The 20,318-nt window shown below is 68.3% G+C and carries 16 protein-coding genes; 6 read left to right on the top strand and 10 right to left on the bottom strand.

What is annotated here, in order from left to right; genetic code table 11:
* Positions 1-24: 24 nt before the first annotated feature.
* Positions 25-720, bottom strand: coding sequence for a glutathione S-transferase N-terminal domain-containing protein (locus BMZ45_RS14685; RefSeq protein WP_091637305.1), 696 nt, complete (start codon positions 718-720; stop codon positions 25-27).
* Positions 721-910: 190 nt separating this feature from the next.
* On the opposite strand from BMZ45_RS14685, the gene BMZ45_RS14680 reads away from it, so the two are divergent.
* The gene (locus tag BMZ45_RS14680) at positions 911-1,549 is read left to right on the top strand and encodes a TIGR00645 family protein (protein ID WP_056177824.1); all 639 of its coding nucleotides are present in this window, start codon (positions 911-913) and stop codon (positions 1,547-1,549) included.
* A 110-nt stretch (positions 1,550-1,659) separates the two neighbouring features.
* Here BMZ45_RS14680 and BMZ45_RS14675 read toward each other — a convergent pair whose 3' ends face one another.
* Positions 1,660-1,890: a hypothetical protein gene (locus tag BMZ45_RS14675; protein ID WP_091637304.1), complete on the bottom strand. Its 231-nt coding sequence runs from the start codon at positions 1,888-1,890 to the stop codon at positions 1,660-1,662.
* Positions 1,891-2,054: 164 nt separating this feature from the next.
* Entirely contained in the window at positions 2,055-3,017 is a 963-nt protein-coding gene (locus BMZ45_RS14670; RefSeq protein WP_175489085.1) for a M61 family metallopeptidase, read from the bottom strand.
* A 60-nt stretch (positions 3,018-3,077) separates the two neighbouring features.
* Here BMZ45_RS14670 and uvrD point away from each other — a divergent pair, with 60 nt between their 5' ends.
* Positions 3,078-5,255, top strand: coding sequence for a DNA helicase II (gene uvrD, locus BMZ45_RS14665; RefSeq protein ID WP_091637302.1), 2,178 nt, complete (start codon positions 3,078-3,080; stop codon positions 5,253-5,255).
* Positions 5,256-5,317: 62 nt separating this feature from the next.
* Here uvrD and BMZ45_RS14660 read toward each other — a convergent pair whose 3' ends face one another.
* The 3 genes from BMZ45_RS14660 to BMZ45_RS14650 all read right to left on the bottom strand — a co-directional run bounded on the left by BMZ45_RS14660 (position 5,318) and on the right by BMZ45_RS14650 (position 8,090).
* Positions 5,318-7,039, bottom strand: a complete 1,722-nt coding sequence (locus tag BMZ45_RS14660) for a hypothetical protein (RefSeq protein ID WP_091637301.1) — start codon at positions 7,037-7,039, stop codon at positions 5,318-5,320.
* A 299-nt stretch (positions 7,040-7,338) separates the two neighbouring features.
* The gene (locus BMZ45_RS14655) at positions 7,339-7,776 is read right to left on the bottom strand and encodes a GNAT family N-acetyltransferase (RefSeq protein ID WP_091637300.1); all 438 of its coding nucleotides are present in this window, start codon (positions 7,774-7,776) and stop codon (positions 7,339-7,341) included.
* Between the two features lie 14 nt (positions 7,777-7,790).
* Positions 7,791-8,090: a DUF2782 domain-containing protein gene (locus BMZ45_RS14650; RefSeq protein ID WP_091637299.1), complete on the bottom strand. Its 300-nt coding sequence runs from the start codon at positions 8,088-8,090 to the stop codon at positions 7,791-7,793.
* Between the two features lie 228 nt (positions 8,091-8,318).
* Between BMZ45_RS14650 and polA the strand changes: the two genes are divergently transcribed.
* Entirely contained in the window at positions 8,319-11,087 is a 2,769-nt protein-coding gene (polA, locus tag BMZ45_RS14645) for a DNA polymerase I (RefSeq protein ID WP_091637298.1), read from the top strand.
* A 413-nt stretch (positions 11,088-11,500) separates the two neighbouring features.
* The gene (locus BMZ45_RS14640) at positions 11,501-11,995 is read left to right on the top strand and encodes a DUF421 domain-containing protein (RefSeq protein ID WP_091637297.1); all 495 of its coding nucleotides are present in this window, start codon (positions 11,501-11,503) and stop codon (positions 11,993-11,995) included.
* Positions 11,996-12,079: 84 nt separating this feature from the next.
* Here the strand turns inward: BMZ45_RS14640 and hemF are convergent, their stop codons facing one another.
* The 4 genes from hemF to BMZ45_RS14620 all read right to left on the bottom strand — a co-directional run bounded on the left by hemF (position 12,080) and on the right by BMZ45_RS14620 (position 17,340).
* Positions 12,080-12,976 carry an oxygen-dependent coproporphyrinogen oxidase gene (gene hemF / locus BMZ45_RS14635; RefSeq protein WP_091637296.1) on the bottom strand — a complete coding sequence of 299 codons (897 nt, stop codon included), beginning with the start codon at positions 12,974-12,976 and terminating at the stop codon, positions 12,080-12,082.
* A 69-nt stretch (positions 12,977-13,045) separates the two neighbouring features.
* Complete coding sequence (locus tag BMZ45_RS14630) at positions 13,046-13,729, bottom strand: hypothetical protein (RefSeq protein ID WP_091637295.1); 684 nt, start codon at positions 13,727-13,729, stop codon at positions 13,046-13,048.
* Positions 13,726-14,850, bottom strand: coding sequence for a hypothetical protein (locus BMZ45_RS14625; protein ID WP_091637294.1), 1,125 nt, complete (start codon positions 14,848-14,850; stop codon positions 13,726-13,728). The genes BMZ45_RS14630 and BMZ45_RS14625 overlap by 4 nt, the downstream gene beginning before the upstream one ends.
* A 99-nt stretch (positions 14,851-14,949) precedes the next feature.
* A complete protein-coding gene (locus BMZ45_RS14620; RefSeq protein ID WP_091637293.1) occupies positions 14,950-17,340 on the bottom strand; it encodes a S9 family peptidase in 2,391 nt (796 codons plus the stop codon).
* A 174-nt stretch (positions 17,341-17,514) separates the two neighbouring features.
* Here BMZ45_RS14620 and BMZ45_RS14615 point away from each other — a divergent pair, with 174 nt between their 5' ends.
* Together BMZ45_RS14615 and cydB are read left to right on the top strand one after the other, a co-directional pair.
* Entirely contained in the window at positions 17,515-18,927 is a 1,413-nt protein-coding gene (locus BMZ45_RS14615; protein WP_091637292.1) for a cytochrome ubiquinol oxidase subunit I, read from the top strand.
* 70 nt (positions 18,928-18,997) lie between these two features.
* On the top strand, positions 18,998-20,005 hold the full coding sequence (gene cydB / locus BMZ45_RS14610) for a cytochrome d ubiquinol oxidase subunit II (RefSeq protein ID WP_091637291.1): 1,008 nt from the start codon (positions 18,998-19,000) through the stop codon (positions 20,003-20,005).
* Positions 20,006-20,318 lie beyond the last annotated feature (313 nt).

Below are 20,318 nucleotides of genomic sequence, written 5' to 3'. Positions count from 1 at the left end.
GGCCGCGACGGAGGTGGGGAGTGTTCATGCGGTGCGGGCCGGAGTTCCGAACAAGTGTTTGCGCGCCTCGTCGGTCATTTCGCGGGACGGGCGATAGGTTTGCTCCAGCGCATACGCGCGCTGGAACGCGGGACGGGCGGCGAGGGCGTCGTGCCAGCGCCGCACCTGGGGATAGTCGGCCAGGTCGATGTAGTGCCAGGCATGCGCATGCGCCCAGGGGTGGCAGGCGAAATCGGCGATGCTGAGCGCGTCGCCGGCGATGTACTCGCGCCCGGCCAGGCGGCGGTCGAGCACGCCGTACAGGCGCTGGGTCTCGCGCTCGTAGCGTTCGATCGCGTAGGGAATCTTGTCCGGCGCGTAGCGGTTGAAGTGATGGTTCTGGCCCAGCATGGGGCCGTAGCCGCCGACCTGCCAGAACAGCCACTCGTCGACCTCGACCCGGCCGCGCGTATCGGCGGGCAGGTATTTGCCGATCTTGGCGGCCAGGTAATGCAGGATCGCGCCGGACTCGAACACAGCGATCGCCGCGCCGCCGTCGGCGGGCGCGTGGTCGACGATCGCGGGCATGCGGTTATTGGGCGAAATCGCCAGGAATTCGGGCTTGAACTGGTCGCCGGCGCCGATGTCGACCGGGCGGATGCGGTAGTCCAGCCCCGCTTCTTCCAACAACAGGGTGATCTTGTGGCCGTTGGGCGTGGGCCAGTAGTACAGGTCGATCATGGGCGGGCCGAGCGGGGACGAAGGGCGAGTGTAAGCGCAGCGCCGGGCGGCGGTCCCGGCCGGTGGGGAACGCCGCGTTCCGGCCGTGCGGCCGCGCTGGCGGGGCGCTTCGTTCAGGCGGCGACTTGGCGCGGTCATGGGCGCGCCGTTACCCTGGGCGGCCTTTGACACCAGCCCGCCAGGCCCTCGCATGACCGTCGAGCGTACCGAACGCCTCAATCCGCTGCCCGCGCTGATCTTCAGCTCGCGCTGGCTGCAGCTGCCGTTGTACCTGGGCCTGATCGTCGCCCAAGGCGTCTACGTGTTCTTGTTCATCAAGGAACTGTGGCACCTGATCCACGGCGCCAACACCCTGAACGAGCAGGGGATCATGCTGATCGTGCTGGGCCTGATCGACGTGGTGATGATCTCCAACCTGCTGGTGATGGTGATCGTGGGCGGCTACGAAACCTTCGTTTCGCGCCTGCGCCTGGAAGGGCACCCGGACCAGCCGGAGTGGCTGAGCCACGTCAACGCCTCGGTGCTCAAGGTCAAGCTGGCGATGGCGATCATCGGCATCTCCTCGATCCACCTGCTCAAGACCTTCATCGCCGCCGGCGACCTGGGCCTGCCGATGTGCAACACGCTGGAGGCGATCAACGCCAGCCGTGCGGCCGCCGACGCGGTCGCCGCGGGCATGAAGGACGTGGTGGCCAAGTGCACCACTTCGACCTCCACCGGCGTGATGTGGCAGACCATCATCCACATGGTCTTCATCGTCTCGGCGATCGGCATCGCCATGACCGACAAGCTGATGGCGCACGCGCCCAAGGCCAAGCCGGCGCACTGAGCCGGCGAGGGGCGCCGGCCGGGTCCCGCGCGCGCCGCGGCGCGCGACGGGCGGGGGGACGCAGAGGCGCTCGCCCCTGCGTCCGGCGCTCTAGCTCGGAGCGCGCTGCATCACAGCGGGATGCAGTTGTTGCCGTTCGAGTCGCAGACGTACTGCAGCATGAAGTACCACTGGCTGCCGTCGCATTCCCAGACGATGTAACCGGAGCCGAACGGGGTGGCGGTTTGCGCCCCCGCGTTGGAGGCGTCGCAGGTCGCGGTCGGCGGCGGCCAGGCATTCGCGCTGGAGCTCATTCCCAGGCCGATCAGCGCGATCGCCGCGCCAAGCAAGATCTTGTGCATCTGTAAGACTCCTTGTCCGATGCCGCTATGCGGTTGAGTGGTTCCGGCAGCCAGCGGCGTCTCTGCCGAATCCATGGCCTAACGCGTACCGTCGCAATCTATCACCGGAGCCGCGGCGTTCGGCAGCGCCGGACGCGCCGATGCGCCGAACCGGGCCGACAGCTTCAGCGCGCCGCGTCGGGCTTGCGCGGACTCATGATCGCGTTGCGCAAACCCGAGGCATCGGCGCGCGTCGAATAGCGCAGCACGCCGCCATCGGCCTCCAGCCCCAACGCGGCATAGGCGGCGCTCAAATCCGGAAACTCGCGCGAGCGCGCATAACGCCGGTACAGCCGCATGAACACGCCGTCGCCGCCGAGGCGATCGAGCTCGGTCGCGAACGCCTGCGGCGAACCCGAGTCCATGTCGTCGGCGCTCGCGTCCAGGCAGCAGCGCGCGTAGCGCGACAACAGCGTGTCCAGGTCCAGTCCGCGCTCGCGGCGCAAGGCCAGGTCCGCTTCCAGCCAGTACGCCGCGCCGGCCCAATACACGCGCATGGTGCCGCCGCGGCCCAGCTCCTCCAGGGCCGCGCCCGCGCCGAGCCGACGGCCGCGCCCGAAGCCGGCGTCCAGCGCGCGCCAGGCCTGGTCCTGGGTCAGCAGGCCGGCGCGCGCGCGCAACACGTTCTGGTAGTAGCTGGCCAGGCCTTCGGCCATCCAGCGGCCCTCGCGGCCCAGATAGGGGTGGAACAGGTGCGAGAGCTCATGCACCGCGGTCCAGTCGGCGCGCAGCTGCGCCAGGCTGGCGTCGCGGCGCACGAACAGCAGCACCGCCACGCCGTCGTCGCGCCGGGTCTGGCCCCAGGGCACCGGGCTGGGGTCGCGGCTGTCGATCTCGCGGATCCGCACCTGCGCGGTGCGCAGCGGATAGCGCCCGAACGCGGTCAGCGCGGCGTCCCCGCATTCGGCGGCCCAGCGCTGCAGCAGCGCCACCCGCTCGGGGTCGGACACGCCTTCCACCCGGACCTGCAGCGCGTTGCCGCCGCTGCGCAGGGTGCGCGCGGCGCCTGCGTCGTCGGCGGCGCGCGCGGGCGGGGCCGCCGCGGCGAGCGCGCACAGGGTCAGCAGCAGACAGGGCAATAGGCGCATGCGCATTGGATGTCCAGGCCCGAGCAAGGTTCCTGCGGGTGCGGCCGCTACAATACGACGATGGACGTATCGCACCTGCTCGACGCACTCAATCCCGCCCAACGCGAAGCCGTATCGGCCGCCCCCGGTCACTATCTGGTCCTGGCCGGCGCCGGCTCGGGCAAAACCCGCGTCCTCACTCACCGCATCGCCTGGCTCAACGAAGTCTTCGGCGTGCCCACCCACGGCATCCTCGCGGTCACCTTCACCAACAAGGCCGCCGGCGAGATGCGCAACCGCGTCGAGCTGCAGTTGCGCAACGGCGCGCGCGGCATGTGGATCGGCACCTTCCACGGCCTGGCCCACCGCCTGCTGCGCCTGCACTGGCAGGACGCCAAGCTGCCGGAAGGCTTCCAGGTCCTGGACAGCGACGACCAGCTGCGCCTGGTCAAGCGCGTGGTGCAGTCGCTGGAGCTGGACGAGGCGCGTTTCCCGCCGCGCCAGATCGCCTGGTGGATCAACGCCCAGAAGGACGAAGGCCGCCGCCCCGAGCACATCCAGCCGGCCGCCGATCCCTGGGCCGACGCGATGCGGCGCGCCTACGAGGCCTATCAGGAGCGCTGCGAACGCGCCGGTCTGGTCGACTTCGCCGAGCTGCTGCTGCGCGCGCACGAACTGCTGCGCGACAACCCGGCCCTGCTTGCGCATTACCGCCACCGCTTCCGCGAGATCCTCGTCGACGAGTTCCAGGACACCAACGCCATCCAGTACGCCTTCGTGCGCGTGCTGGCCGGCGACAGCGGCCACGTGTTCGTGGTCGGCGACGACGACCAGGCCATCTACGGCTGGCGCGGCGCCAAGGTCGAGAACGTGCAGCGCTTCCTGCGCGACTTCCCCGGCGCCCAGACCATCCGCCTGGAACAGAATTACCGCTCCAGCGCCAACATCCTGGAAGCCGCCAACGCGGTGATCGCACACAACCCGGACCGCCTGGGCAAGAAGCTGTGGACCGACACCGGCCAGGGCGAGCCAATCGACCTGTACGCGGCCTACAACGAAATGGACGAGGCCCGCTTCGTGGTCGAGCGCCTGCGCCAATGGGTGCGCGACGGCGGCAGCCACGGCGACGTCGCCATCCTCTATCGCAGCAACGCGCAGTCGCGCGCCTACGAAGAAGCCTTGCTGTCCGAACAAGTGCCTTACCGCGTCTACGGCGGTCAGCGCTTCTTCGAGCGCGCCGAAATCAAGGACACCCTGGCCTACCTGCGCCTGGTCGCCAACCGCGCCGACGACGCCGCCTTCGAACGCGCGGTCAACACGCCCACGCGCGGCATCGGCGAGCGCACCCTGGACGAAGTGCGCAAGCGCGCGCGCGCCGACGGCGCACCGCTGTGGGTCGCGGCGCGCTGGATGGCGGGCGAGAGCCTGCTGGCCGCTCGCGCGCGCAACGCGCTGGCCGGCTTCGTCAAGCTGATCGACGAACTCGAGGCCGAGCTGGTCTCGATGCCGCTGCCGGAGAAGATCGACCACGTCCTGCAGCGCTCGGGCCTGCGCGAGCATTACGCCAACGAATCGCGCGGCCAGCTCGATTCGCGCACCGACAACCTGGACGAACTGGTCTCGGTGGCTTCGCGCTTCACCCGCAGCGACGAGGACGATGCAGCGGCCATGCCGGAGTTGATCGCCTTCCTCAGCTACGCCGCGCTCGAGGCCGGCGAAGGCCAGGCCCAGGCCGGCGACGACGGCGTCCAGCTGATGACCCTGCACAGCGCCAAGGGCCTGGAATTCCCGTTGGTGTTCCTGGGCGGCCTGGAAGAGGGCCTGTTCCCGAGCAACCGTTCCACCGAGGAGTCCGGACGCCTGGAAGAGGAGCGCCGCCTGGCCTACGTGGGCATCACCCGCGCGCGCCAGAAGCTGGTGCTCAGTTACGCCGAGACCCGGCGCATCCACGGCATGGACATGTACGGCGTGCCCTCGCGCTTCCTGCGCGAGATCCCGCCGTCGCTGCTGCATGAGGTACGGCCCAAGGTGCAGGTCTCGCGTCCGGTGTTCGGCAACCAGCCGCGCCGCGACTACGGCCACGCCGCGATCGAGGCGCCGCCGGTCAAGCTGGGCGCGCAGGTGCGCCACGCCAGTTTCGGCGTCGGCACCGTGACCGACTACGAAGGCACCGGCGCGCACGCGCGCGTGCAGATCAACTTCGACGACGCCGGCAGCAAATGGCTGGTGCTGGCCTACGCCAACCTGCAACCCGCCTGAGCCGATGCGATGCGCCGGGCCCGAGCCCGGCGCATCGACGATGACACTACCGCTTCAAACCCTCACTGCTCCGGCCGGGCGTCGTCCGGCACGCCGTTGCGGTCCTCGTCCTTGGACACGCCGGTGCGGATGTCGATCAGATCGTCCTGGCCGTTGCGGTTGAGGTCCGGCACCACGCCGCCCACCTGGTAGTAGATGGTGTTCTGCTGCGGCCCCTGCACGAACTTGCGCAGACGCGGATCCCAATAGGTCGCATTGGGTTCGATCACGTTGGCGACCAGGTAGGTGTAGGTGTTGGGGAACAGACTCAGCGCATTGCCCTTGTGGCAGTACCTGATCTCGCTGCTGGCATGGTCGCCCGGGCCCTGCTTGCCCTTGGCGCCCTGCGGGCAGTCCTCGGGCTTGTAGACGATGTCCACGGTGCGTGGGTCGGTCATCTTGCCCAGCGGAACCTGCAGGCGCTCGGCCACGGTCTGCTTGCGGATGATGCTGCTGGAGAAGAACTCCACGGGTTGGCCGCGGATATCGACCGGACGGCCGTTGCGCATCATCGCCGAGATGTCGAGCATGCGCGGGGAACGGAAGATCTGCACTTCCGACAGCTCCAGCGCGCCCGCGGCTGGGTTGGTGTTGAAGAAGTTCAGGTTGAACGCGCCGCTGGCGACGTCGATGTCGCCGGCGTCGTAGCCGGCCAGGCGCGGCGCCAACGGCAGCAGGGTGGCGCCGTTGAACAACTGCACGTCGAACACGATCACGCTGGCGCCGCCGGCGAAACTGGCGCCGGTGTGGAACGGCGCGGCCGGCATCACCACGCCCGCGGTCGGCCCGCTCCAGGGCTTGGCGGTGGCGAAGTCCAGGTTGTGCACGTAATAGACGTTGCCCTGGAAGTTCTGGGTGCCGCCGGTGTAGGTGACGGTCGGGTTCTGCCAGGGGCTTTCCGAACCGTTGTACCACCAGTTGATGCTCAGGCTGTTGCTGGTGCTGAGCAGCTTGATGCGCATCTTGTTGGCGTTGGTGTTGTTGGGATTGACGAAATCCCAGTTGTGCAACGTCTTGGTGTTGAGGCCGACGTTGTGGCCGAGGATCTCGTACTCGGTATCGCTGAAGTGGCGATTGCGCGCGGCCCGCATCTCGCCGGTCAGGCCGGTCGAGCCGGTCGCCATGATGTGCCAGTTCTGCCCGTCCTCGGTCGGTCGCGGCGCGGAGTGGCCGTGCGCGGCGCCGTAGTTGTGCGCGGCTTCGTGCGAGGTGGTGGTGCCGATCGCGGTGGACCAGCGCTCCAGGGTGGAGCCGATGCCGTTGAGCGGCTGGCCGGCGGCGCCGTAGGTGTCCTTGAACGACTTCGCCCACACCCGCGCGTAGTCCTGCGGGTCGGCGTCGTTGGTGTCCACGGCCTGGGCCTGGCCGAACAGACTGCCGGCGGTGTCGGAGCCGACCGCCACGATCTGCCAGCGCGGTTCCGTCGGGGCGGGCAGGGTGGTGACCGGATTGATCTTGACGTTGAACTCGCAGTAATCGTCGACGATGAAATCGGTGATGCGATTGCGCAGCGTCGTGGTGCTGCCCACCACCGGATCCAGGTCGGCGACGTTGAACGGCGCCGCCGAGGTGGACGGACCGATCGACGGGAACGGCGTGGTGACGGTCGGATACAGCACGTACAACTGGTTGGTCTTCGGCTGGGCGAGGACGTTGGCGGGACAGGTGGGGGCCGCATTGGCGGCCGGTGCGATCAGCGCAAGGGCGATCAGCGCAGACAGACTGCGCGGCTTCAGACTAGGCATCGATGAACCTCCATGTTGAACATCGGAACCGGCCTTCAAGGCCGGACCGGCGCGAGCGGTTCCACGCCGGCGCCTAGATTTAACGCGGGCGCGCGCGCCGAAATCACCGAATCGGCAAAGTCGTTTGTGCGCGCCGTTCCAGATCGGCGCCAAGCCGGCGACGAACGGCGGCCGCGCGGGCGCAGGCGCGCGCTAGGCCGGCGCGTGCCGCCGCCGAACGCGACGCTCGCGTCCAGCCAACTTGCAATCGGCTTGAGCAGGTGCGCGCGACGGTTCGCCGCGTCGCCTAGCGCCGGGACTCACTCGTCCAGCGCGATCCCGAAATGGAAGGCCTCGATGCGCAGCCCTTCGCGCAGATAGAAGGCATGCGCGTCGCGGCGCTGGGTGCCCGAATCCAACTGCAGGCGCGCGCAGCCCAGGCGCCGCGCCTCGGCCTTGAGCCAGTCCAGCATGGCCTTGCCGTAACCGCGGCTGCGCACGCTCTGATCGGTGACCAGGTCGTCGACATAGACGTGCAGGCCGACCGCGAGCATTTCCAGCACCCGCCAGCACGCGAACGCGCGCGGCGCGCCGCCGTCGTCGAACAGCACCGTGACGCGGCAGCCCTGGGCGATCTGGCGTTGGATCTGGGCGAGGAAGCGCGCTTCGTCGAACTCCGGGCGCAGCTGCGATACCAGCGGCCAGATCGCGCGCAGTTCGTCTTCGCCGCCGAGGATGCGGATCTCGTGTTCGGACATGGGCGCCGCCGTGCTTACCAGCTGAACAGCTTGTACTGCACCGGCGAGATCGGACCCTCGCCCTTGCTGCTGTCCAGGGTGCCGTCACCGTCGCTGTCGACCAGGTAATACACCGGTCCGCGCAGCGGGGTGATCTTGACCACGCGCAGCTGGCCGGCCACGCGGTACTCCTCGACGCTGTCGCCGTCCTGGGTGGCGCGGCGCGTGACCTCGGGGTTGCTGAGGTCGGCGGTGGGGTCGCCGCCGCCCATGGTGGCGCAACCGGCCAGGGGGGCGAGCAGCAGCAGGGCGAGCGATGCGGTGAGGGTGCGCATGGCGGTTCTCCGGAATCCAGGCCCTCAGGATACCCCCGCCCGCCGTGAAGCGGCCGCATCGAAGCAGCGGAGCAAGTGCCTCCTTAAGTTAAGGGGGTGGCCTTCCGGAGGACGGCGGGGGTGTGGGATGCAAACCGAATCGCCACGAAGCGTGGATTTCCGCGCTCCTTTCCGACGGCAGCCTCCGCATTCGCGGCGGGCGCGACCGTCGGGCGTAGAATCGCCCGCATGAAACGACTCGTCCTGATCGATGGCTCCAGCTATCTCTACCGTGCCTTCCATGCGTTGCCGCCGCTGAGCAACGATGCGGGCGAACCCACCGGCGCGCTGTTCGGCGTGGTCAACATGCTGCGCGCGACCTTGAACGAACGCCCGGACTACGTGGCCTTCGTGGTCGACGCGCCCGGCAAGACCTTCCGCGACGATCTGGACCCGCAGTACAAGGCCAATCGCCCGCCGATGCCCGAGGACCTGCGTGCGCAGGTGCTGCCGATGTGCGAGATCGTCGAGGCGCTGGGCATTCCGATCCTGCGCATCGACGGCGTCGAGGCCGACGACGTGATCGGCACCCTGGCGCTGCAGGCCGCGGGCGAGGGCATCGACGTCACCATCTCCACCGGCGACAAGGACTTCGCCCAGCTGGTGCGCCCCGGCGTGGCCCTGGTCAACACCATGACCGGCAGCCGCATGGACTCCGACGACAGCGTGATCGCCAAGTTCGGCGTGCGCCCGAACCAGGTCATCGACCTGCTGTCGCTGATGGGCGACAGCGTCGACAACATCCCCGGCGTCGAGAAGTGCGGCCCCAAGACCGCGGCCAAGTGGCTGGCCGAATACGACAGCCTGGACGGCGTGATCGCGCATGCCGATCAGATCAAGGGCAAGATCGGCGAGAACCTGCGCGCGGCGCTGGCGCGGCTGCCGCTGAACCGCCAGCTGGCCACGATCAAGACCGACGTGGGCCTGGAACGCGGCCCGGCCGAGCTGGCGCTGCGCGAGCGCCACGCCGACGACCTGCGCCGGCTGTACGCGCGCTACGGCTTCAAGCAGGCGCTGCGCGAGCTCGAGGGCGCCACCGGCAACGCCGACAACGAACTTGCCGCCGACCGCGCCGGCCTGCGCGCGACCGCGGCCGGTCACGCGCGCTCGTCCGCGCCCGCGGAGGCGCCCGACGCCGCGCTCGCGGCCCAGGGCGAGTACGAGACGGTGGTGGAGCCGGCGCAGCTGGACGCGCTGGTCGCGGCCCTGCAAGGCGCCGCCGAGTTCGCCTTCGACTGCGAGACCGATTCGCTGGACCCGATGCGCGCGCGCCTGGTCGGCCTGAGCTTCGCGGTCGAGCCTGGCCGCGCCTGGTACATCCCGCTCGGCCACGACTACCCCGGCGTGCCGGCGCAGCTGGCCATGGAGTCGGTGCTGGGCGCGCTGCGCCCGGTGTTCGCCGATCCGGCGCGGCGCAAGCTCGGCCAGCACGGCAAGTACGACCTGCACGTGCTGCGCCGTCATGGCGTCGAGATCGCCGGCTACGCCGACGACACCATGCTGGAGAGCTTCGTCTACAACGCCACCGCCAGCCGCCACGACATGGACTCGCTGGCCAAGCGTTACCTGGGCTACGACACCATCAAATACTCGGACGTGACCGGCAAGGGCGCCAAGGCGATCTCGTTCTCGCAGGTCGCGCTGGACGACGCCACCCGCTATGCCGCCGAGGACGCCGACGTGACCCTGCGCCTGCACCGCGTGCTGGGACCCAGGCTCGCCGCCGAGCCGGCGCTGGAGCGCGTCTACCGCGACATCGAGATCCCGCTGGTGCCGGTGCTGGAGCGCATCGAGGCCAACGGCGTGATGATCGACGCCGACGAGCTGCGCCGGCAGTCGCAGGACCTGGGCAAGCGCATGCTCGCGGCCCAGCAGAAAGCCACCGAGCTGGCCGGGCGCACCTTCAACCTGGACTCGCCCAAGCAGCTGCAGGCGCTGCTGTTCGACGAGCTCAAGCTGCCGGCGCTGATCAAGACGCCGACCGGCCAGCCCAGCACCAACGAGGAAGCGCTGGAGGCGATCGCCGACCAGCACGAGCTGCCGCGCATCATCCTCGAGTACCGCGGCCTGGCGAAGCTGCGCAGCACCTACACCGACAAGCTGTCGGAGATCGTCAATCCCGACACCGGCCGCGTCCACACCAGCTATCACCAGGCCGGCGCCGCGACCGGGCGCCTGGCGTCCAGCGACCCCAACCTGCAGAACATTCCGATCCGCACCGAGGACGGCCGCCGCATCCGCCGCGCCTTCGTCGCGCCGGAAGGCTGCAAGCTGGTCGCCTGCGACTATTCGCAGATCGAGCTGCGGATCATGGCCCACCTGTCCGAGGACGAAGGCCTGCTGCGCGCGTTCGCGTCCGGCGCCGACATCCACCGCGCCACCGCCGCGGAAGTGTTCGGCAAGGCCATGGACGAGGTCAGCGGCAACGAGCGCCGCGCCGCCAAGGCGATCAACTTCGGCCTGATGTACGGCATGAGCGCGTTCGGCCTGGCCCGCCAGCTCGGCATCGGCCGCGGCGAGGCCCAGGATTACATCGCGCTCTATTTCAGCCGCTACCCGGGCGTGCGCGACTTCATGGAGCGCACCCGCCAGGACGCGCGCGAGAAGGGCTATGTCGAGACCGTGTTCGGCCGCCGCCTGTACCTGGAGAACATCAAGGCTTCCAACCAGGGCCTGCGTGCGGGCGCCGAGCGCGCCGCGATCAACGCCCCCATGCAGGGCACCGCCGCCGACATCATCAAGCGCGCCATGATCGCCATCGACGCCTGGCTGGCCGGGCAGGGCGGCCAGGCCCGGATGATCCTGCAGGTGCACGACGAACTGGTGTTCGAGACCCAGGCCGGCTTCGTCGACACCCTGGTCGCCCAGGCTGGGGCGATGATGTCCGGGGCGGCCGAACTGAAGGTGCCGCTCGTCGTCGACAGCGGGGTCGGTGATAATTGGGACGAGGCGCATTAATAATCGGAAAAGCCCGTCGTTGCTGCGTTTGGCAGCATGAATCGGTCCTGAATCCAACAAATTATTAACTTCGATCTTCACGAACTATCCATGTGCCAGGTGGTCATATAGGTCGCGACAGATGCAACGTCTGTCGCTGATCTCTCCCTCCCCTGGAGTGATCCCGGAGCGAAGGCCCCTCCCCAGGTCCCGCTCCACCAGCCCCGCCGGCCCCCCCTGCCTGCGGGGCTTTTTATTTGTGCCGCCGACACCGCGGCGCCCCGCATGCGACCCGATCGCCAGCGCCGACCGCGCCGCGTCTCGCCCGCGGTCGTGCATGCCGCCGGCCCCGGTCCGCGCGCGGGCCATACGCGTTGCGCACGCGGAGCGGCCACAATCCCCGCCAACGCCATCGCCCAGCAGGAGCCGCCTCCATGTCCGACGCCTTCGATCTGACGATGCCGTGGTGGCAATACGTACTGCGCGCCTGCGTCGTCTACTTCGTGCTGCTGGCGATGATCCGCTTGTCGGGCAAGCGCACGATGGGGCAGTTCACCTCGTTCGACATGCTGCTGATCGTGCTGCTGGGCAACGCGGTGCAGAACGCGCTGCTAGGCACCGACACCACCGTCGGCGGCGGCCTGATCCTGGCCGCGACGCTGATGCTGTTGAACTGGGGCGTCGGCTACCTGACCTCGCGCAGCGATCGCTTCGAGCGCGCGCTGGAGGGCGTGCCGGTGGTGTTGGCACGCGACGGCCACGTCTATCGCGAGGTGTTGCGGCGCGAGCTGGTCAGTCGCGCCGATTTCCACAAGGCCATGCGCGAGAACGACTGCGCCGAGGTCGACGAGATCGGCCTGGCGATGCTGGAGACCAACGGCCACATCACGATTTTGAGTCGCGAGAAGGGACACGCGCCGCCGCGGTGATGGGCGAGAAGTGAGCGTAGAGGAGTGAGCAGTGAATAAGAGCGGCGTTCGCTCACTTCTCACTCCTCTACGCTCACTCCTGCTTCAAAGCCAGTCGCGCGGCACCAGGTACTGCGCCAGGCGCGCCTCGGCGCTGTCCGGCTCCGGCGCGTAGCCGTACTCCCAGCGCACCAGCGGCGGCAGGCTCATCAGGATCGACTCGGTGCGCCCGCCCGACTGCAGGCCGAACAGGGTGCCGCGGTCCAGGACCAGGTTGAATTCGACGTAGCGGCCGCGTCGGTAGAGCTGGAACTGGCGCTCGCGGTCGCCGTAGGGCGTGTCGCGGCGGCGCTCGACGAGGGGCAGGTAGGCGTCGAGGAAGCCGTCGCCGACCGCGCGCTGATACGCGAAGTCGCGCTCGAAGTCGTCGTGCAGATCGTCGAAGAACAGGCCGCCGACGCCGCGGGTCTCGTTGCGGTGCTTGAGGAAGAAATACTCGTCGCACCAGCGCTTGTGCGCGGCGTAGCGCTCCGCGCCGTAGGGTTCGCACAGCGTGCGCGCGGTGCGGTGCCAGTGCTGCACGTCTTCGTCGAAGGGATAGAACGGGGTCAGGTCGAAACCGCCACCGAACCACCAGGCCACGGTTTCGCCGTCGCGCATCGCGCGGAAGTGGCGCACGTTGGCGTGGGTGGTGGGCAGGTAGGGGTTGTGCGGGTGGAACACCAGCGACACCCCGACCGCGCGCCAGGACGCGCCGGCGAGCTCGGGGCGTGCCGCGGTCGCCGACGGCGGCAGCTGGGTGCCGGAGACGTCGGAGAAACCGATCCCGGCCTGCTCGAACACCTTGCCGCCGCGCAGGATGCGGGTGCGTCCGCCGCCGCCCTCGGCGCGTTGCCAGACGTCCTCGACGAAGCGCGCGCCGCCGTCGGCCTGTTCGATGGCGGCGCAGATGCGGTCCTGCAGGCCGGTGAGATAGTCGCGTACGCGGTCGAAATCGCTCATGGCGCGCATTCTACCGGGCCGCGTGCGCGCGCTCGATGCCGCCCGGCGAACCGCCAGGCACGGTGCGCCTCAGGGCTGGGTGGCGGGCGCGACCGAGATGACGAAATCGGAACCGCCGTTGGCCGCGGGCTGGTGCTTGACCGTCAGCGCGACCTGGCTGCCGCAGCCCTTGAGCAGCCAGCGCTCGGTGGCGCCGGCGTCGGTCTTGGAGGTCTCCAGCACGCTGCCTTCGATGCTGTCGAACTCCAGGCAGCCGTTGGCCGCGCTGCCGGCCACGATGGCCTGCTTGTAGATGTCGAAGCGCAGTTCCTGCGAGGTGCGGGTGTCGCCGCTGAACGGAATCGGCAGGCCGCTGAGGAAGGTCGACAGCGCCGCCGAACAGGCCTCGGCGGGATTGGCCTCGATGCCCGGCTTCAGGCTCTTGTCGAACTGCTTGCGGAAGTTGCTGCGCTGCGCGGCCGCATTGCCGCCCAGATCCGGATAGCGGCTCAGCGCGGCGACCTGTCCGGTGGCGATGGAGACCTCGCGCGGCGTGCGCCATTGCAGATAAGCCGTCTGCAGCTGATCGATGCCGGCATAGCCTTTGGCGCGGCACTCGGCGACGATGGCCTCGCGCATCAGCGAGGTGGTGAAGTTGCGCAACGCGACCTGCTCCTGATAACCAGGCTTCGCGGCGCGGCCGTCCTGGGCGATGGCCAAGGCGGGAAGCAGCAGGAGGGCGGCGAGCGCGCCGCGGGGCAGGCGGTACTTCATGGCGGCTCCTTCCGGATTGCGGGCGATGCTGGCACTGCGATGCTCGCGCTCGTCTGCGCCGCAGGCGCGTCTTCGACCTGCATCAGGCTGCGCGCGCTGGCGGTCAAGCCCAGCCATGGGACCAGCAGGCCCAGGACACTCCACCAATATTGCATTATCGCGTCGCCGAACCAGGCCCAGGCCGTAAAGGCGTGGGGCCGGGCGACCTGATGCGTGTCGAGCATATGTGCGATGGAGGGAAGAAAGAAGGTCGCGTCCAGGGCGACGGCGAGCAGCGGCGGCGCGAGCACGAACACGAGCAGGCCCGCGGCCAGCCACTGCACCGCGAACCCGCGCCGCAGACGGACCCAGCGCAGCGCGTCGCGCAGATTCGCCGGCAGCCGCGCCCAGCGCGTATGCCGCAGCCACAGCAGTACCCCGACCGTCAGCACCACCGATTGCAGTAACCAGCCGGCCAATGCGGCCGGCCAGTCCAAGGCCGGCAATGCAGATACCAAGGCCGTCTCGGCGTGCATGGCCATCGCCGCCAGAAAGCCGCAAGCAATGGCCACGCCGATCGCCGGCCAGCCGGGCCAACCGGGTCGCCAGGCCAGCGGCGGCGCTGCGCGCGCGATGATGTCGCGGCGCAGACAAAACAGCGGGAAGGACAACATATAAGCAATGGGCAGCAGCAAGATGGCCAAGAGGTGATCGGTTTGCAGGAGCGTCGACAACAGCATCGCCACGCCGAGCGCGGCCGCCAGCCCCAGGCTCCACAGCACCAGCATCGGCAAGGTACCTAGGCACCAGCGCAGCGAGGCGCGCGCACCTTCATCGCGATCGAGCCAGTGCAGCACCAGCAGCCAAACCAAGGCCAGGGCCGCGACTGCGACGAAGGCGCTCAGCACCAGCGTCAGCCAAGGCGGCCATGCGGGCAGCGACAGGAACCGCGCCACCGCCCGGCCGGGCATGTCCATCAGCGCGAGCGCCTGCCGGCGTACCGGTTCGTCCAGCAGCGCATAGCCCAATCGCGGCAGCGACAGGCACAGCGCGGCCCACGCGCCCGCCAGCGCGGCCCAGGCCGCGTTACGGCCGACGCACCAGGAGGATGAGCGGGCTTGTATGGCGCCGGTATCGATCATGGTGGCGACGATATCGATTTCGCGCCTGCCGTACGAGAGCCGGTACTCGGCACCGGCGACCGGAGCGCACAGCGTTGGCCATGCGCTCCGTATGCCGTCTTACTTGAGATTGCGCTCAAACAACTCGTAAATCCGCCGGTACTCGTCGTACCAGCTGTCCGGATGGGTGAAGCCGTGGCGCTCCATCGGGTAGGGCGCGAGTTCCCACTTGTCCTTGCGCAGCTCGATCAGGCGCTGCGACAGCATCACCGAGTCCTTGAAGAACACGTTGTCGTCGATCATGCCGTGCGCGATCAGCAGGTGATCCTGCAGGCCTTCGGCGTACTCGATCGGCGAGGACTTCTTGTAGGCCTCCGGATCCAGCTCGGGCGTGTTGAGGATGTTGGAGGTGTACTCGTGGTTGTACTGCGACCAGTCGGTGACCGGGCGCAGCGCGGCGCCGGCCTTGAACTTGCCGGGTTCGCGGAACAGCGCCATGAAGGTCATGAAGCCGCCGTAGGAGCCGCCGTAGATGCCGGCGCGATCGCCGTCGCCCTGCTTGTTCGCGATCAGCCAGTCGCGGCCGTCCAGGTAGTCCTCGAGCTCCGGATGGCCCATCTGGCGGTAGATCGCGGTGCGCCAGTCGCGGCCCAGGCCGGCGCTGGCGCGGTAGTCCAGGTCCAGCACCACATAGCCCTGCTGCACCAGCAGGTTGTGGAACATCTGCTCGCGGAAGTAGTTCGGGTAACGCTCGGTGACGTTCTGCAGGTAGCCGGCGCCGTGCACGAACATCACGATCGGGTACTTCTTGCCCGGCTCGTAGTTCTTCGGCCCGTAGAACTTGCCCCAGATCGTGCCGGCGCCGTGCTTGGACGGTACCTGCACGTACTCGGGCTGGATCCACTCGCGGTTCTTGAATTCGGGCTTGCGGGTGTCGGTGAGCTGGGTCAGGCCTTCGCCGTCGCTGCCGATCACCGCCAGCTGCGCGGGCATGTAGCTGGACGAGTAGCGCAGCAGCAGGCGCTTGCCGTCGGGCGAGAGCGTGAAATCCTCGACGCCGTTCAAGGCGGTGACTTCGCGCACCGCGCCGCCGTTGCGATCGACCGCGCAGACCTCGTAGTCGCCGGGCCACTTGCGGTTGCAGACGAAGTAGAAGCTGCGGCCGTCGGCGCCGACCTGCGGCGAGGACACTTCCCAACGTCCGGAGGTGAGCGCGCGTCCGGCGCCGTTGCCTTCGCCCACGTACAGATGCGCGTAGCCGCTTTGCTCGGACACCCACCACAACGCCGCGTCGCCGTTGCCCGCGGCCGGCAGCCAGCCGAAGTCGCTGGTGTTCCAGCCGACCCAGGCCGGGTCGTTGCCGCGGTTGCGCACCACCAGCGCGGCCCTGGCCAGATCCACCGTGGTCAGCCAGCGGTCCTTGTTGTCGATCGCGCGCACCAGCACCGCGACCTGGCGGCCGTCGTCGCTCCAGCGGATCGCCGGGCCGCTGCCGTCGCCGTCGGTCTCGATGCGCACCGCGCGGTCGCCCTTGAGCGGGTCCTTCTTGGCGGCCTTGCGCATCGCCGCGAGCGGGTCCTCACCGATGCCGGGCAGGCCGTCGAACTTGAGCTCGGTCGACTTGCCGGCGGCCACGTCGATCAGCCACAGCTTCTGCGGCAGCGGCGCGTTGCGGCCGACGCGGGTGCGCACTTCCTCGAATTCCTCGTAACCCGATTCGGTCACGTACTTGGGCATCTTGCCGCCCTGGCCGGCATCGGCGCCCTTGGCCTGGGTGACCGCGAGCATCCAGCGACCGTCGGGCGACAGCGCGCTGTCGGCGATCTCGACATCGCTGCCCAGATAGACCGGCGCCGGCGCGCGGCTGTTGTCGGCACGGCGCCAGGCTTCGTCCTGCTCGCGCGCGGCCTCGCGCTTGTCGCGATCGTCCTTGAGCGTGCGGATGGTCGCGAGCTGGCGCTCGCGCAGGTCGTCGGCCTTGGGCGGCTTGGCCGGGTCGTTCTCGGCCTTGAGCTGCGCGGCCTGGCTCACGCCCTGGCCGGCGCGCCACAGATACCAGTTGTTGTCGACGCGGAACACGAGCTTGCCGTCGTGGCTCCACTGCGGGCGCGATTCCTTGTCGTTGCTGCGCGTGACCTGGGTCAGCGCGCCGCTGCGCAGATCGCGCACGAACACATCGCCGTTGCGCACATAGGCCATGCGCGCGCGCTGCGCGTCGTAGACCGGCTGCGCGGCGTCGAGATCGGCACGCGCGGCGCCGTCGATCTTGGCGGCCACCGCGTTCGCGCCGGTGCCCTGCTGCCAGGTGTCCCGTACCGTGGCGCCCTCGCGTTTGAGCTGGTACTGCACGCGCTGCCCGTCCCAGGCCCACCAGGCCTGTTCGACCGGCGGCCCGATCCAGTCGGGATCGGCCATGGTCTGGGCGAGCGTGATCGGCGTTTGGGCGTGGACGCTGGGGGCGAGCAACAGCGCGGCCAGCGACAGGGTCAGAGCGTTCGGAACTAGGCGCATCGGCGGACCTGGTTGGAAGTCTAGGGTGGGCAAATTGACGCAGGGTAGCAGCCTCAATGGTTTGCGTGATTGGGCCATGGGTCACGGTGCTTTACCGGTCCGATGACGCGGCGCACAATGGCCCTGCGAATCTGAAGCCCCGTTGCAATTGCGGGACATGACAGGAGTCGTGCCGTGGATGCTTTGATGCTGTCGCGTATCCAGTTCGGGTTCGTGATTTCGTTCCACATCCTGTTCCCGGCCTTCACGATCGGACTGGCGAGCTGGCTCGCGTTCCTGGAATGGCGCTGGCTGCGCACGCGCGACACCGTCTGGCGCGACCTGTTCTTCTTCTGGACCAAGATCTTCGCCGTGTCCTTCGGCATGGGCGTGGTGTCCGGCATCGTCATGAGCTTCCAGTTCGGCACCAATTGGGCCGTGCTGAGCGAACAAGCCGGCAATATCCTCGGCCCGCTGCTGTCCTACGAAGTGCTCACCGCCTTCTTCCTGGAAGCGACCTTCCTGGGCGTGATGCTGTTCGGCTGGAATCGGGTCGAGGAGAAGATGCATTTCCTTGCGACCTGCATGGTCGCGCTGGGCACCTTGATCTCCACGTTCTGGATCATCTCGGCCAACAGCTGGATGCAGACGCCGGCCGGCTACAAGATCGTCGAGGGCGTGTTCGAACCCGACAGCTGGTGGGCGATCGTCTTCAATCCGTCCTTCCCGTACCGCCTCGCGCACATGGTGCTGGCGGCGTTCATCACCACCTGCTTCCTGATCGGCGGCGTCAGCGCGGGCTATCTGCGCCGCGGCGTGCACGTCGACGCCGCCAAGCGCATGTTGAAGGCGGCGGTGGTGTTCGCCGCGATCACGGTGCCGACGCAGGTCTACGTGGGCGACCTGCATGGCCTCAACGCGCGCGAACATCAGCCGATCAAGGTCGCGGCGATGGAAGCGCATTGGGAGGCCAAGCCCCAGGGCGAGGGCGTGCCGCTGGTGCTGTTCGCGGTGCCCAACGAGCGTACCGAGCGCAACGACTACGAAATCGCGATCCCCAAACTCGGCAGCCTGATCCTCACCCACACCCTGGACGGCGAGATCCAGCCGCTGAAATCGGTGCCGCCGGAGGAACGTCCGCCGGTGAAGCCGGTGTTCTACGCCTTCCGCATCATGGTCGGCCTGGGCGTGGCTATGCTGCTGCTGGTGCTGGCCTCGCTGTGGGCGTGGAAGCGCAAGCAACTCTACGAAGGCCGCGGCTTCGGGCGCTGGGTCTTGAACGGCTGGCGCGCGATGACCCTGAGCGGCTTCGTCGCGATCCTGGCCGGCTGGTACGTGGTCGAGATCGGGCGCCAGCCCTATGTGATCTACGGCTTGCTGCGCACCGCCGATGCGGTCAGCGCGGTCAATGCCGGCAGCGTGATGACCTCGCTGATCGTGTTCGCGGTGGCCTACCTGACCGTGTTCGGCGCGGGCATCGGTTACTTGATCAAGTTGATCCGCAAGGGCCCGCATCCGCATGAGCCGGCGCCGCGCCAAGGCCTGGGCGAGAAGACGCCCGCACGGCCGTTGTCGGTGCCGGACGAGCCGTCCGAAAGCAAGGCGTGATCGCCGGCGCGCCGTACGCGCGCTTCACGAAGTCCCGCCGCGGCGGGAGCGACGCAGAAGGTGGTGGACGATGGAATACTGGCTGCCAATCGTATGGTTCGGAGTGATCGGCTTCGGCGTGCTGATGTACGTGCTGCTGGACGGCTTCGTGCTCGGCCTGGGCATCCTGGCGCCGTTCGCCGAGGACGAGGGCCAGCTCGATCACATGATGAACACCGCCGCGCCGATCTGGGACGGCAACGAGACCTGGCTGGTGCTGGGCGGCGCGGGTCTGCTGGCGGCGTTCCCCAAGGCTTATGCGGTGGTGCTGTCGGCGCTGTATCTGCCGGTGCTGCTGATGCTGATCGCGCTGGTGTTCCGCGGCGTGGCGTTCGAGTTCCGCTTCAAGGCGACGCGCGCCAAGCCGGCCTGGGGCGCGGCGTTCGCTTTGGGTTCGCTGTTGTGCGCGTTCGCGCAGGGGGTGATTCTGGGTGCGCTGGTCGAGGGCATGCCGCTGCAGGGCGGCAAGTACATCGGCGGCGCATTCGAGTGGTTCAGTCCGTTCTCGATGCTGACCGGCGCGGCGGTGGTGTTCGGCTATGCGCTGTTGGGTTCGACCTGGCTGATTCTCAAGACCGAGGGACGCATGCAGCAGGTCGCGCGCACGCTCACTCGGCCGTTGGTGTTGGTGGTGGTGGTGTTCATGGGGCTGGTCAGCGCGTGGCTGCCGTTCCTGGACTCGCGGATCATGGCGCGCTGGTTCGAGGGCGCGAATTTCCTGTGGTTGTCGCCGGTGCCGCTGTTGGTGTTGGCCAATGCGTTCGGGCTGTGGCGGGCGGCGTTGCGCGAGGGGCGCGATGTGGCGCCGTTCGTGTTGACGCTGTGCTTTTTCGTGCTCGGTTTCGCGGGGCTGGTGTTGGGTATTTGGCCGAACATCGTGCCGCCGGGGTTGACGATCTGGGAGGCGGCGTCGCCGCCTTCGTCGCAGGGCTTCGTCTTGGTGGGGTTGGTGGTGTTGTTGCCGGCGATCCTGGGCTACACGTATTGGTCGTATAGCGTGTTCAAGGGGAAGATCGCGGCGGATGCGGGGTATCACTGAGGCCTGGGCTTGTTTATGGCCGGCTGCATCCGACTGGTGCGCGGGATGGGCGCTGACTCATCATCGGCTTTCGTCTGCTGCGCCTATGCGTCACGTTCTTTCGCTCCTGGCGCCCTTCTTTAAAAAGGGGTGAAGGCGTGCGGCTTACGAGCCACAGGTTCGTGCACGGTTGAACACTAGCAAGCTCTTGCTCCTAGCTCCCTCCTTTGGAAAAGGAGGGTTGGGGAGGATTTGCTTTGGCTTTGCTTTCGTCTTTTCTGGCCGAAAGTCAAAGGCTTCCGCCTGCTGCGCATGCGGGTCACTTTCTCTTGCT

It is taken from the genome of Lysobacter sp. cf310, from assembly GCF_900114355.1.
Lineage (GTDB): Bacteria > Pseudomonadota > Gammaproteobacteria > Xanthomonadales > Xanthomonadaceae > Lysobacter.
This window is presented reverse-complemented; position numbering and strand designations above follow the sequence as displayed.